Source organism: Pantoea sp. X-Soil-MYKO-1785 (assembly GCF_059730675.1).
The window spans coordinates 489,760-503,502 of sequence record NZ_AP036000.1 but is presented as its reverse complement, the minus strand read 5'-3'; the positions used below and the strand labels follow the sequence as shown (position 1 = coordinate 503,502).

Below are 13,743 nucleotides of genomic sequence, written 5' to 3'. Positions count from 1 at the left end.
ATCCGCCGCGATCAGGGTGTCTGCCAGCCTCCGCCCAGCGCGGCAATCAGCGCCACGCTGCTGACCCACTGGGTGCTTTGCAGCGTCAGTAAACTCTGTTGCTCGGTCAGGCTGCTGTTTTCGGTGGTGGCCACGTCGAGATAGTCGATCATCCCGGCCTCATACTGATTGCGCGTCACCCGCGCTGATGTCTGAGCCGCCACGGCTGCGCGCTGCTGGGCCGCAATCTCGCCCTGCAGGGTGTTGAGTTCCACCAGCTGATCTTCCACCTCCTGTAACGCTGCTAATACCGTCTGACGATAGCTGGCGACGCTGGCATCCCAGCTGGCACGTGCCTGATCAACCTGCGCCGAGGTGGCACCAAAGTCGAGCAGCGTGCCGCTTAGCGCCGGCCCCAGCGACCAGACGCGGTTGGGCAATGAGAACAGCGAATGCAGCGCCGATGAACTGACGCCGCCGCTGGCGCTGAGGGTGAGATCCGGATAGTAACCAGCCACCGCCACGCCAACCGCGGCGTTAGCGGCCGCCATGTTACGTTCGGCATAGGCGATATCAGGACGGCGTTGCAACAGCTGGCTTGGCAGCCCGGCCGGCACCGTGGGCAGCGTGGCGTGCAACGGCGCGGCAGGCAGGCTGAAGTCCGCCGGCGCTTTGCCCACCAGCAGCGCGATGGCGTGTTCCATCCGGGCACGCTGCCACTGATAATCCTGCGCCGAGGCGCTGGCGCTCTCCAGCTGCATCTGCGCCTGTGCCTGGGTAGCGAGCGACGCCGTGCCAGCCTGATACTGGTTAGTGATCACCTTTAGGTAGCGCTGGTAGGCCGCCACGCTCTGCTGATAGAGCGCAATTTTCTGGTCGATAAAACGCAGCTGGAAATAGTCCTGCGCCAGTTCAGACTGGGCGCTAAGGGTGATATTGGCCAGTTCCGCCGCGCTGGCCGCCGCGCTGGCGCGATTCTCTTCCAGCGTGCGACGCAGTTTGCCCCACAGATCCAGCTCCCAGCTGGCACTCAGTTCGGCCTGATGGCTGCTGCTGGTGGTGCGGGCGCTGCTGCTGGTGGCGTGGCTGCCGCTGCGCGTCACGCTGCTGTCATAACCCAGTGACGGAAACAGCGCGGCGCGTGACTCGCTCGCCAGCGCCTGCGCCTGACGGTACTGCGCCGCATAATTGGCGACGTTCTGGTTCGAGATACTCACCTGGCTAAGCAGGCCGCTCAGGGTGGCGTCGTGATAAACCGCCCACCATTCGCCTTTGCCCTGCCGATCGCGCGGCGTCGCCTGCTGCCAGCCTTTGGCCTCTTTATAGTGAATCGGTATCGCCATCGCGGGGCGCTGGTAGTCGGGACCAACAGTACAGCCGCTCAGCAGCAGCATCAGAACAAGCGGGATAATGGGTTTCATCAATCAGGATTCCGCATGGCGCAGACGACGCCATTGACGTTGAGTGGCACGGCTCAGACGATCGAGCCACAGATAAATAACCGGGGTGGTGAACAGCGTCAGCAGCTGGCTGAGCGCCAGACCACCCGCGATGGCGATCCCGAGCGGACTGCGCAGATCGGCATCGCCGCCGCTGCCAAGTGCCAGCGGTAAGGCACCAAAAAAGGCCGCCAGCGTGGTCATCATGATCGGCCGGAAGCGCATCAGACAGGCCTGGGTAATCGCCTGCTGCGGCGTCATGCCCTGCTCTCTTTCGGCGCTGATGGCGAAGTCGATCATCATGATGGCGTTCTTTTTGACGATGCCGATCAGCAGAATGATGCCAATCAGCGCGATCACCGTCAGCTGGGTGTTAGTCAGCAGCAGCAGTAACAGCGCGCCGACGCCCGCTGACGGCAGGGTCGACAGAATGGTCAGCGGATGGATATAGCTCTCATACAGCACGCCGAGCACGATATAGACCGCCGCCAGCGCCGCCAGAATCAGCCACGGCATGGTGGCCGTGAGCTGAGAAAAGGCGGCGGCCGTCCCGGCAAAACCGGCCTGGATGGTGGCGGGCAGGCCCAGCTTCGCCATCGCCTGCTTGATCAACCCCTGCGCCTGCTCGAGCGAGACGCCATCATTGAGGTTAAAAGCCACGGTGCTGGTGGCGGACTGGCCCTGATGCGTCACGGCCAGCGGGGCGTTGCCGCCGCTGAAGCGGGTAAAGGCCGACAGCGGAATACGATCGCCGCTGTCGTTAATCACATACAGCTGTTGCAGCATCGCCGGATTGGCGGTGTCGCTGTCCTGCAACGACATCACCACGTGATACTGATTCAGGGTGTGATAGAGCGTGGCGATCTGCCGCTGGCTGAAGGCATTATTCAGCAGCGTATCCAGCATCTGCACGTTGACCCCAAGCCGGGTGGCGCGATCACGATCGATGGTCAGTTCCACTTCCTGGCCGCCGGTCTGCGAATCCGAATCAACGCTGTTGAGCTGGGGGATCGCCGCCAGCGCCGCCTGCACTTTCGGCGTCCAGCTGCGCAGCAGATCGAGATCGTCAGCCTGTAAGCTGTACTGATAAGTGGCGTTGGCGCTGCGTCCGCCAATGTGCAGGTCCTGCGCCGCCATCAGGAACATCTGTGCGCCAGCCAGCTGGCTGGTTTTACGGCTCAGCCGGTTCGCCACTTCGGTGGCGGTGGCATCACGCTGATCGAAATCTTTCAGCCGGACAAAGAAGTTGGCGCTGTTGCGCGCGCCGAACATCCCGCTGCCCATCGACGACATGACGCTCTCTACCGCCGGATCGGCCTCGATGATTTTGGTGAACATCTGCATCTTCGGCTTCATCGCCTGGAATGAAATGTTCTGGTCGGCGCGCAGTGCGCCCATCAACAGCCCGGTATCCTGATTCGGAAAGAAGCCCTTCTGTACCACCGAATAGAGAAACAGGTTGAGCAGCACGGTCAGCAGCAGGCTGAGCAGCGTCAGTTTCTGATGACGCATCACCCACGCCAGCCCGCGCGCGTAGGCGGCCAGCAGGCGATTCAGCAGGTTCTCAATCGCCTGGTAGAGCGGGTGCGGCTGCTGGCTGCGCGGCGGTTTCGGCTTCAGCAGCCGGGCACAGAGCATCGGGGTCAGGCTGAGTGAGACAAATAGCGAGATCAGCAGCGACACGGTGAGGGTAACGGCGAATTCGCGGAACAGTCGTCCGACGATGCTGCCCATCAGCAGGATCGGAATAAACACCGCGATCAGTGAGATGGTCATCGACAGTACGGTGAAACTCACCTCCTGCGCCCCGCGCAGCGCCGCCCGCAGCGGACTCAACCCGCGCTCAATGTGGCGGGTAATGTTCTCCAGCACCACGATCGCATCGTCAACCACGAAACCGGTGGCGATAATCAGCGCCATCAGCGACAGGTTATCGAGGCTGTAGCCAAGCAGATACATCACCGCGCAGGTGCCGATCAGCGATACCGGCAAGGCCAGCGCCGGAATGATCACCGCCTGCAGATTGCGCAGAAAAACAAACACCACCGCGATCACCAGCAATACCGCAATCAGCAGCGTCTCTTCGGTGTCATACAGCGAGGCGCGCACGCCGGGCGAGCGGTCGACGACGATGCGCAGTTGCGTATCCGCCGGCAGATCTTTTTCCAGCTGCGGCAACTGCGCTTTTATGGCGTCGATGGTGTCGAGCATGTTGGCGCCTGCCTGACGCTTGATGCCGATCATCACCGAGGGCGTGGCATTGAGAAAACCGGCCTGATAGCGATCTTCCACCGAGTCGTAAACCGTGGCGACATCGTGCAGCCGCACCGCTTTGCCCTGCTGATAGCTGACGATCAGATCGCGATAGCTGGCCGCCTTATCCAGTTGACCATTGCTGTCGACCAGCCATGACTGCCCGCTGCCCTGCAGCACGCCTTTGGGCAGATTGGTGGTGCTGTTCGCCACCGCGCTGCGCACCGTATCCAGCGAAATACCATAGTGGGTCAGCTTCAGCGGTTGCAGATCAATCCGCACCGCCGGCAGGGCACTGCCCATCAGCGAGACTTCGCCCACGCCGTTAACCTGGCCCATCGCCTGTTCGATTTTGCTCTCGGCCAGATCGTAGAGTTCACCGGGCGTGCGGGTGGCAGAGATCAGCGCCAGCATCACAATCGGCGCATCGGACGGATTGGCTTTGCGGTAGGTCGGCAATGACGCCATCGCACTCGGCAGCAGGCTGCGCGCCGCGTTGATCGCCGCCTGCACGTCACGCGCCGCGCCGTTGATATCGCGATCCAGTTCAAACTGCAGAATGATGCTGCTGGAACCCTGCGAGCTGCTGGAGGTCATCTCGGTGATACCGGCAATCTGTCCGAGTGAACGCTCCAGCGGCGTGGCGACGGTCGCCGCCATGGTTTCCGGACTGGCACCGGCCAGGCTGGCGCTGACCATGATGGTCGGGAAATCGACCTGCGGCAGCGGCGCGACCGGCAGCAGACGATAGCCGAGTACACCGAGCAGCAGAATCGCCAGCGTCAGCAGCAGCGTCGCCACCGGGCGGAAGATAAACAGCCGGGTCAGATTCATTGTCCGCTCCGCGCCGGTTGCTGACGGCGTTTCACCCAGCGCTTGCCGCGCTGTGCCAGCGCATCAAACCACAGGTAGATCACCGGCGTGGAGAACAGCGTCAGCAGCTGACTGACGATCAGTCCGCCGACAATCACCAGCCCCAGCGGCTGACGCAGTTCTGCGCCGGACCCGGACGCCAGCATCAGCGGCAGTGCGCCGAGCAGCGCCGCCATGGTGGTCATCAGAATCGGCCGGAAGCGCAGCAGGCAGGCCTGGTGGATCGCCTCGCGAGGGCTGAGATGCTGCTGATGTTCCGCCTCCAGCGCAAAGTCGATCATCATAATCGCGTTCTTTTTGACGATGCCGATCAGCAGGATCACGCCAATCAGCGCAATCAGGCTGAATTCGGTGCCGGCCAGCAGCAGCGTCAACAGCGCCCCGACCGCCGCCGACGGCAGCGTCGAGAGGATGGTGACCGGATGGATAAAGCTTTCATACAGAATGCCGAGCACCACATACATGGTGATCAGCGCCGCCAGAATCAGCCACAGCGTGTTGCTGGTGGCACTCTGGAACGCCGAGGTTTCGCCCTGATAGCGCAGCGTAATGCTCTGCGGCAGCGCAAGCTGCTGCCGCACTGCCGCGATCGCCTGTTGCCCCTGCTCCAGCGAATAGCCGGGATTGAGGTTGAAGGAGATCATCACCGCCGGGAACTGGTTCAGCCGCATGTGCATCAGCGCGCCGGTTCGCTGGTGAATCGTGGCAATTGAGGTCAGTTTTACCATCCCGCTGCTGGCCGTGGTGCTGGTGGTCGAAGCGGTGCTGCTGCCGGAGGTTGTCGTGCTGCTGTCCGAACTATCCGAACTGTCCGAACTGTCCGTGCTGTCGGACGGTTGCAGATAGATATCATCAAACGATGCCGGACCCTGCTGCCAGGCGGGCGCGACTTCCAGCACCACCCGATATTGATTCGACTGGGTGAAGATGGTCGACACCAGCCGCTGACCGAAGGCGTTGTAAAGCGCAGTGTCCACGTCCGCCGCCGTGATGCCGTAGCGCGCCGCTTTGTCGCGGTTCAGCTCCACAAAGGCGACACGTCCCTGATCCTGCAGGTTGCTCACTACACCGTTAAACTCTGGCCGCTGCTGCAGGGCCGCCACCAGCGCAGGTGACCATTTCACCAGGTTCTCGCTGCCGGCGTCGTCAAGTGTGAACTGATACTGGCTCGGTGAGACCTGATCGTTAACCGTCAGATCCTGCGCCGGTTGCAGATAGAGCTGAATCCCGGTCACGCCGGCGGTGGCCTGCTGCAGTTGTTTAATCACCTCATCCGCCTTGACGTCACGCGCGGCAAACGGCTTGAGGTTGATCTGCAGGCGGCCACTGTTAAGGCTGCTGTTGGTGCCATCAATGCCGATGATCGAAGAGACGCTTTCCACCGCCGGGTTTTTCATGATCAGCGCCGACAGCGCCTGCTGCCGGGTGGCCATCGCGCTGAAAGAGACATCCTGCGACGCGACGGTCACTCCCTGAATCAGACCGGTATCCTGAGTCGGGAAGAAGCCCTTCGGCACCACCAGATAGAGCAGTGCGGTCAGGGCTACCGTCGCCAGCGCCACCAGCAGCGTCAGTTTCTGGTGGTTCAGCACCACCGTCAGCAGCCGGTCATAGCCGCCAATCAGGCGATCAAACAGCACGCCGCCTTTGCGGGCAAAAGTGGACTGCCGCTCTGGTGGAATGTGGCGCAGCAGATAAGCACACAGCATCGGCGTCAGGGTCAGCGATACCACCATCGACACCAGAATCGCCACTGCCAGGGTGATGGCAAACTCGCGGAACAGCCGCCCGACCACGTCACCCATAAACAGCAGCGGGATCAGCACCGCAATCAGCGAAAAGGTCAGCGAGATGATGGTAAAACCAATCTGGTGTGATCCTTTCAGCGCCGCTTCCAGCGGGGATTCGCCCTGCTCCAGCCGCCGGGAGATGTTCTCGACCACCACAATCGCATCGTCGATGACAAAACCGGTGGCGATGGTCAGCGCCATCAGCGACAGATTGTTGAGGCTGAAGCCCGCCAGATACATCACGCCGAAGGTCCCAATCAGCGACAGCGGCACCGCCACGCTGGGGATCAGCGTCGCCGCCACGTTGCGCAGGAACAGGAACGTCACCATCACCACCAGCGCAATCGACAGCATCAGTTCAAACTGCACGTCGCTGATCGAGGCGCGAATGGTCTGGGTACGATCGGACAGGATAGTCATCTTCACCCCATCCGGCAGCGCCGCCTGCAGCACCGGCAGCTGCGCCTTGATGTTGTCCACCACCTGAATCACGTTCGCGCCGGGCTGACGCTGCACGTTGATCACAATCGCTGGCCGATTATTGGCCCACGCCGACTGAAAACTGTTCTCCGGCCCCTGCTCAATGAGGGCAATATCCTTCAGCCGCAGCGCCGCGCCATTCTCATAGCTGAGGATCAGGTTGCCGTACTCAGCGGCGGTGCGCAGCTGATCGTTGGCATCAATGGTTACCGAGTGATATTTGCCGTCAAAGCCGCCTTTGGAGCCGTTGACGTTGCTGTTGCCAATCAGCGTGTTGACCGCTTCCAGCGTCAGATGGTGGGCAGCGAGCGCTTTCGGGTTGATCCGGACCCGAATCGCCGGCTGTTGTCCGCCCGCCAGCGTCACCATCCCGACGCCAGAAATCTGCGACAGCTTGAGCGCCACCCGGGTATTTACCAGATCCTGCACCTGCGTCAGCGGCAGCGTGTCGGAACTGGCCGCCAGCGTAATCACCGCGCTGTCCGCCGGGTTAACCTTTTTATAGGTTGGCGGATTGGGCAGATCGTCAGGCAGCAGGCTATCGGCGGCATTAATCGCAGCCTGCACCTCCTGCTCGGCGACATCCAGTGACAGATCGAGGCTGAATTTCAGCGTAATCACCGACGAGCCGCTGGCGCTGGCGGAGGTCATCTGACTCAGTCCGGCCATCTGGCCCAGCTGGCGCTCAAGCGGCGCGGTCACCGACGACGCCATCACATCCGGACTGGCACCGGGATAGAGCGTGGTGACCTGAATGGTCGGATAGTCGACCTGCGGCAACGCCGAGGTGGAGAGAAACTTATAGGCAAAAATGCCGGCAATCAGCACGCCGACCATCAGCAGGATGGTGGCGACCGGACGCAGTATAAACAGCCGTGACGGATTCATTTGGCCTCAGCGCTTGCCGGTGCAGGCGTCTCATCCGCCAGTGAAACCTTGCTGCCGTTAGTCAGCCGATCGATTCCTTCGGTGACCAGCCGATCGCCCGGCGCAACGCCGCTGAGGATCGCCTGATGATCGTCGTCAACCGCCGGACCGGTGGTGACCGCTTTACGCGTGACGCTGTTGTCCTGATTGATGACGAAGACAAAGCTGCCGTCGCTGCTTAATTGCAGTGCCTGAGCCGGGATCACCGTTACGCCTTTCAGCACCCGGGTCTGCAGCCGCAGATTGACGAACTGGTTGGCAAACAGCGACTCATCCTGGTTGGCGAACAGCGCTTTCAGTTCTACGGTGCCGGTGGCGGTATCGATCTGGTTACTGATGTACTTCACCTCGCCGTTGGCGAGCAGATGCTGGTTATCCTGGTCAAACAGCGTAGCGGGCAGGCTCTGGCTCTGATGCAGGGCGCTCACCAGCGTCGGGATTTCGCTCTGCGGCACGCTAAAGGTGACCGCCGCTGGCTGCATCTGGGTGATGGTTACCAGGCCGGTGCTGCTGGAGGTCTGTACCATGTTGCCCGGGTCGACCTGACGCAGTCCGACCCGGCCAGCGATCGGCGCGGTGATGCGGGCATATTCGATACTCAGTCTGGCGCTGGCGATCTGCGCCTGATCGGCGGCGACTGCACCGCGATACTGCCCTACCGTGGCGATCTGGCTATCCAGATCCTGGCGCGACAGCGAGTCCTGCGCCGCCAGCTTGCGGTAGCGTGCCAGCGTCAGTTCGGCGCTTTTCAGCAGCGCCTGGTTCTGATTAAGTTCGCCCTGATACTGATTCAGCGTCGCCTGGTAGCTGCGCGGATCGATCTGCGCCAGCAGCTGACCAGCGCTGACCTTCTGACCTTCGGTGAAGAAGACCTGTTGCAGCTGACCATCGACCCGGCTGGTGACCGTCACGCTGGCGTTGGGGATCACCGTGCCGAGCGCATTCAGCCAGACCGGCACATCGGCACGGGTCGCGACGCCGCTGTGTACCAGGGTCGCGCCGCCGCCCATTCTGCCGGGCGCACCGCGTCCGCCAGGCGGCATCGCCCCGCCCGGTGCTTTGCCGAGGGGCAACAGACGCCAGGCCACGCCAGCGATGGTCGCCGCCACAATCAATAAAAGCAGCCATTTCAGCCAGCCGGAACGCGCGGAGCGTGAGTGGTGAGTCATCATCGAACTCTTCAGATAAACAGAAAAAGAACATCCCGGCGGGTGCGGAATATGAAGTGAGCCACCTGCAGTGGCTGATGGCGCTGCCGCGAATTCGCCAGCATGAAAACCACCAGCCGGGGCTTCACGGCGGGCATTATCGGCGAAATGTTACGCGCCGTTCTATCGGCAAACGGTAAGGGTTTCGTTAAGAACGATGATGATGTTGACGGCTCGCGCAGGCGGGAAAATACGGACGACGCGCGCGGCCTGTCGCAGGCAAAAAAAAACCCACGCATCTGCGTGGGTTGGTGCAATAACAGGGTAATCACTGCCGAAGCGGTGTTGTTTTCACACCCATCAATACCTCTGGGACCTCTATCCTCGCACTGTTTCGTGCCGCCGCAACAGAGGGAAAACGCAACCGAATTCGGGGAAATGCAACGAGGTGTGAATATCTGCCTCGCCGCACTTACACTCTGATTTTTCTCAGATTTATCTTAGTTGTTCGCTGCGGTCGCGCTGTAAATAGCGTCCGGCGCGATGTTCATGTGCTTCAGTACCGGCCCCATGATGTTGCCGAATACCGGCGCAGCCACCGAGCCACCAAAGTGATCGCCGGCGGTCGGATGGTTAATCATCACCACCAGCGCCACTTCCGGATGACTGGCGGGCGCGATACCGGCGGTATAGTTGACGTAGCCGCCATCATATTTGCCGCTGTTGCCCATCTTCTCAGCGGTACCGGTTTTGGTCGCCAGACGATAGCCCGGCACCGCGGCTTTCACCCCGGTTCCGCCCGGCAACACGTCGCTCTCCAGCATGTGTACCACCTCTTTCACCGTTTCCGGATTCGCCACCTGCTTGCCCAGCACCGGCGGGGTGACCCGGGTAATCGACAGCGGGCGGTAGACGCCGTAAGAGCCGAGAGTGGCGTATTCACGCGCAATCTGCAGCGGCGTGACGCGCAGGCCGTAACCAAACGAGAAGGTCGCTCGTTCGATGTCCGCCCAGCGGGTGCGGTGCAGCGGGAAGTAACCGACGCTCTCGCCGGTTAAGCCCAGGCCGGTCGGTTTACCGAGACCAAACGCATGATAGGTATTCACCAGCGCTTCCGCCGGCATCGCCAGCGCAATATGGGACACGCCGATGTCGCTCGACTTCTGCAGGATGCCGGTCATGGTCAGGCGCGGCCAGTGGCCAACGTCGCGGATCAGGTGGCCGTTGACCCGGTAGGGCGTGGTATCAATCACCGAGTCCGGCCGCACCAGATGACGCTCCAGCCCTTCCATCACCACCAGCGGCTTTACCGTCGAGCCGGGTTCGTAACTGTCGTTAATCGCCGCGTTACGCATCTGGGCCGGCGTGGCGCCATCGTAGTTATTCGGGTTGAACGACGGATAGGAGGCCATCGCCAGAATCTCGCCGGTGTCGATCTTCACCAGCACCGCTGCGCCCGAGTCCGCCTTATTCAGCAGCACGCCGTCGCGCAGTTTACTGTAGAGAGTGTATTGATCGTATTTGTCGATGCTGAGCTGCACCGTCGGCGGCTGCGTCGGCGGCTGATAGTTGATCATCGCGATGATATTGCCGGCGGCGTCCTGGCGATAAACTTCTTTACCCGGCTCGCCCTGCAACACTTTGTCAAAGCCCTTCTCCAGTCCGTTCAGGCCGACATTATCCGCCCCGACGATGCCAATCAGCGGCGCAGACGCTTCACTCATCGGATAGAAACGGCTGTCGTCGTAGACCTCACTGATGCCTTTCAGCTTCAGCTCTTTAATATCTTTGGCGATACCCAGTTCGATTTTACGTCCCAGATAGAGGAAGCGGCGTTTTGGATTGGCGGTGATCTGCGCCGCCAGTACCTCCGGTCGGGTATTCAGGGCGGCAGCCAGATAGGCCCACTTGGCACTGGTGAAGTCGGGATTGCTCTCCAGCACGCGTAACGGATCGGCGATCACATCGCGTGACGGTACGCTGAGCGCCAGCGCTTCGCCGTTGCGATCCAGCAGTGTGCCACGGCTGGTTGGCAGCGTGACGGTGCGCAGCGAGCGCTGATCGGCTTCGTGCTCCAGCATCGGCTGATTGAGGAACTGCAGGTCCGCGACGCGCGCCAGCAACACCACCATGCAGGCCAGCACACCAAGGCAGATAAGACGGAAGCGAAAAGGGTTAAACGGGGCTTTAATCTGGTCTTTTCCCAGTAGTTTTTTAATCCGGGGCATGGCAATCCGCTGCGCTAAAGAGATAAAAGAGGGCGTAATTGAGCAGTTATAAAGAAAGCGCTGACCGGTTAACAGGAAAACTGTGTATCAGTTCGTTATCAGCCGCTAAATGCCGGGCAAAAAAAACCTGCGCATCTGCGCAGGTTGGTGTAATCAAGAAAATCTATTGATGTTCACCCATCAATACCTCTGGGACCCTGACTGTAGCAAGCGGGATCGATCGGCTGCCATCGCTCAAACGCAACAGTTACCGGCAAAGTGTAACCAGCCATGAGATCCTTACGCTATTTTGCAATCCGGATGTTTTTTGATTTCGACCAGACAACTCATGGCGTTAGGTCCCTGGGTCAGCGACGAGGTGCCGATGTCGAGCGTCAGAACGTTGGGATTGCCGGCGCGATCGTAGGGCTGCCACGCCTGACCGAAGCCGGGATCAAACCAGGCACCGGTGGCGATGATCACCACGCCCTGGGTCAGCCCCTCGGTCAGCCGGACGCCGGCCAGCATTACGCCGCGCGCATTGCTCACCTCGATTTCGTCACCGTCGACGATGTCACGCGCCGCCGCATCCAGCGGATGCATATACAGCGTTTCGTGACCGGCGGTTTTATTGCCCTGCACGGTGTCGGTGCCATCCAGCTGGCTGTGCAGCCGGTCAGCAGGCTGAATCGAGATCATGTGCAGCGGATAGTCGCGGCCGATCGGCGCACCCAGCCACTCCTGCGGCTCGCGCCACTCCGGATGGCCGGCAAAATCGTCAAGCTGGTAGTCGGCAATCGTCTGGCTGAACAGCTCGATTTTGCCGCTGGCGGTGTTGATCGGGTTGGCCTGCGGATCGGCGCGGAAAGCATCCATAAACACGTAAGGTTTGCCGCCCTCGGGGATCTCCACAAAGCCGCGCTGCCAGAACGCCTCAAACTCAGGGAAGCTGATGCCTTTGCGCTGGTGCGCCACCGCACACTGCTGGTAGAGATGTTCAATCCACTGCATCTCGTTGCGCCCTTCAGTAAAGGTGTCGCGGTAGCCGAGACGCTCCGCCAGATCGGCAAAGATATCGAAGTCGTTGCGCGCCTGATGTTGCGGTTTGATCGCCTGATGCATCGCCAGCACAAAGCGGTCGCGTGACGATCCGCCAATGTCGTTGCGTTCCAGCGTCGTGGTGGCGGGCAGCACGATATCGGCCATCTGCGCCGCCGGAGTCCAGACAATGTCCTGCACCACCACGGTGTCAGGTCGCTGCCAGCCCGCCACCAGCCGGTTGAGCTGCTGATGGTGATGGAACGGATTCCCACCCGCCCAGTGCACCATATGGATGTCAGGATAGTGCAGCGTCTCGCCCTGGAAGGTGTAAGGCTGGCCGGGATTGAGCAGCATATCGCTGATACGCGCCACCGGAATCGACAGGCCAGACGGGTTGGGTCCGGTACTCATCATCGGTGCCGGGCCGTCCTGGCGCGGATTGCCGACGCTGTTCATCGACCCGTGACCAAAGGAGAAGCCCGCGCCCGGCAGGCCTGGCTGACCGAGCATCGATGACAGGGCGATCATCATCCAGTACGGCTGCTCACCGCGGTGGGCGCGCTGAACCGAATAAGAGCAGGTGATAAAGCTGCGTTTGCCGATCAGCTGCTGCGCCAGTTGTACGATGCGATCGGCCGGGATACCGGTGATGCGGCTGGCCCAGCCGGCGGTTTTCGCCACGCCGTCCGTTTCGCCCAGCAGGTAGGCGCGCAGTTGCGGCCAGCCGGTGCAGTGGCTGGCGAGAAACGCCTCGTCCACCGCGCCGCGCTGGGTAATCTCATAACCCAGCGCCAGCATCAGCGCCACGTCGGTATTCGGGCGAATCGGGACCCACTCGGCGTTGAGGAAGGCCGGGCAGTCATCGCGCATCGGGCTGATATTAATCACCGGCGTGCCTTTGGCCGCCAGCTGCTGCAGCGCCGGTTTCAGGCTGTGCTGCCCGGCTCCGCCCGACGCGACCTGGGCGTTCTTCAGCGCCAGTCCGCCAAAGGCGACAAAAATCTCTGCATGTTCCACCACTTCCGGCCAGTCGGTGACGCGACCGGTCAGCGGCATATAGGTGCCAATAACATACGGCAGGAAAAATTGCGCCGCGCCCCAGCTGTAGTTGCCCTGCTGGTCGACGCCGCCACCGCCCTGAAAGTAGAAGCGGCGGATCAGGGTGCGGGCATGGTTAACCCGTCCGGCCGATGACCAGCCGTAGGAACCGTTGAAAATGCCCGATGCGCCGTAGCGCTCGCGGATACGGCGGTTTTCATCCGCCACCAGATCCAGCGCGGTGTCCCAGTCGACCGCCACAAAATCTTCCCGGCCCCGCAGCGTGCGATCGCTGTTTTCACGTGACTTCAGCCACGAGCGACGCACCATCGGCTGGCGAATACGCTTATCGGAGTAGACCAGTTGAGGAATGGTGTGGATCATCGGGGACGGATCGGCATCGGCGAAAAAAGGCTCGCAGCCAATCAGGCGATCGTTTTCAGTGACGGCGGTGAAGGCGCCCCAGTGCGCCAGGTGTGGCACTTTGGTTTTCATCGTTGTTTTTCACGGCAGAGATTTGGGGATAATCAGCATAGCATGGCGTACCGCTTCAGCAGAAGGCGTGCCG

Annotated in this window: 7 protein-coding genes; 1 reads left to right on the top strand and 6 read right to left on the bottom strand. The window is 61.3% G+C overall.

Translation table 11 applies throughout. The features are described from left to right. Nucleotides 1-11: 11 nt before the first annotated feature. The 4 genes from AC6I8D_RS02245 to AC6I8D_RS02230 are packed head-to-tail and all read right to left on the bottom strand — an operon-like array spanning nucleotide 12 to nucleotide 8,913. Nucleotides 12-1,400 carry an efflux transporter outer membrane subunit gene (locus AC6I8D_RS02245; RefSeq protein ID WP_497820640.1) on the bottom strand — a complete coding sequence of 463 codons (1,389 nt, stop codon included), beginning with the start codon at nucleotides 1,398-1,400 and terminating at the stop codon, nucleotides 12-14. Nucleotides 1,401-1,403: 3 nt separating this feature from the next. Beyond that, a complete protein-coding gene (locus AC6I8D_RS02240) occupies nucleotides 1,404-4,505 on the bottom strand; it encodes a multidrug efflux RND transporter permease subunit (RefSeq protein WP_497819581.1) in 3,102 nt (1,033 codons plus the stop codon). Next, on the bottom strand, nucleotides 4,502-7,702 hold the full coding sequence (locus tag AC6I8D_RS02235; protein ID WP_497819580.1) for an efflux RND transporter permease subunit: 3,201 nt from the start codon (nucleotides 7,700-7,702) through the stop codon (nucleotides 4,502-4,504). Before AC6I8D_RS02235 ends, AC6I8D_RS02240 begins: the two co-directional genes overlap by 4 nt. Beyond that, nucleotides 7,699-8,913, bottom strand: coding sequence for an efflux RND transporter periplasmic adaptor subunit (locus tag AC6I8D_RS02230; protein WP_159223201.1), 1,215 nt, complete (start codon nucleotides 8,911-8,913; stop codon nucleotides 7,699-7,701). Before AC6I8D_RS02230 ends, AC6I8D_RS02235 begins: the two co-directional genes overlap by 4 nt. A gap of 99 nt (nucleotides 8,914-9,012) precedes the next feature. On the opposite strand from AC6I8D_RS02230, the gene AC6I8D_RS02225 reads away from it, so the two are divergent. Continuing rightward, entirely contained in the window at nucleotides 9,013-9,372 is a 360-nt protein-coding gene (locus AC6I8D_RS02225; protein WP_497819579.1) for a hypothetical protein, read from the top strand. Nucleotides 9,373-9,389: 17 nt separating this feature from the next. Here the strand turns inward: AC6I8D_RS02225 and AC6I8D_RS02220 are convergent, their stop codons facing one another. Both AC6I8D_RS02220 and AC6I8D_RS02215 read right to left on the bottom strand, forming a co-directional pair. Continuing rightward, nucleotides 9,390-11,117, bottom strand: coding sequence for a penicillin-binding transpeptidase domain-containing protein (locus tag AC6I8D_RS02220; protein WP_312055260.1), 1,728 nt, complete (start codon nucleotides 11,115-11,117; stop codon nucleotides 9,390-9,392). Between the two features lie 279 nt (nucleotides 11,118-11,396). Then, nucleotides 11,397-13,670, bottom strand: coding sequence for a molybdopterin guanine dinucleotide-containing S/N-oxide reductase (locus AC6I8D_RS02215; RefSeq protein WP_497819578.1), 2,274 nt, complete (start codon nucleotides 13,668-13,670; stop codon nucleotides 11,397-11,399). Nucleotides 13,671-13,743 lie beyond the last annotated feature (73 nt).

Coding starts and splice junctions, on each gene's coding strand:
- AC6I8D_RS02220 (WP_312055260.1), bottom strand. CDS start 11,117: ATGCCCCGGATTAAAAAACTACTGGGAAAAGACCAGATTAAAGCCCCG.
- AC6I8D_RS02235 (WP_497819580.1), bottom strand. CDS start 7,702: ATGAATCCGTCACGGCTGTTTATACTGCGTCCGGTCGCCACCATCCTG.
- AC6I8D_RS02225 (WP_497819579.1), top strand. CDS start 9,013: ATGAAAACCACCAGCCGGGGCTTCACGGCGGGCATTATCGGCGAAATG.
- AC6I8D_RS02215 (WP_497819578.1), bottom strand. CDS start 13,670: ATGAAAACCAAAGTGCCACACCTGGCGCACTGGGGCGCCTTCACCGCC.
- AC6I8D_RS02230 (WP_159223201.1), bottom strand. CDS start 8,913: ATGATGACTCACCACTCACGCTCCGCGCGTTCCGGCTGGCTGAAATGG.
- AC6I8D_RS02245 (WP_497820640.1), bottom strand. CDS start 1,400: ATGAAACCCATTATCCCGCTTGTTCTGATGCTGCTGCTGAGCGGCTGT.
- AC6I8D_RS02240 (WP_497819581.1), bottom strand. CDS start 4,505: ATGAATCTGACCCGGCTGTTTATCTTCCGCCCGGTGGCGACGCTGCTG.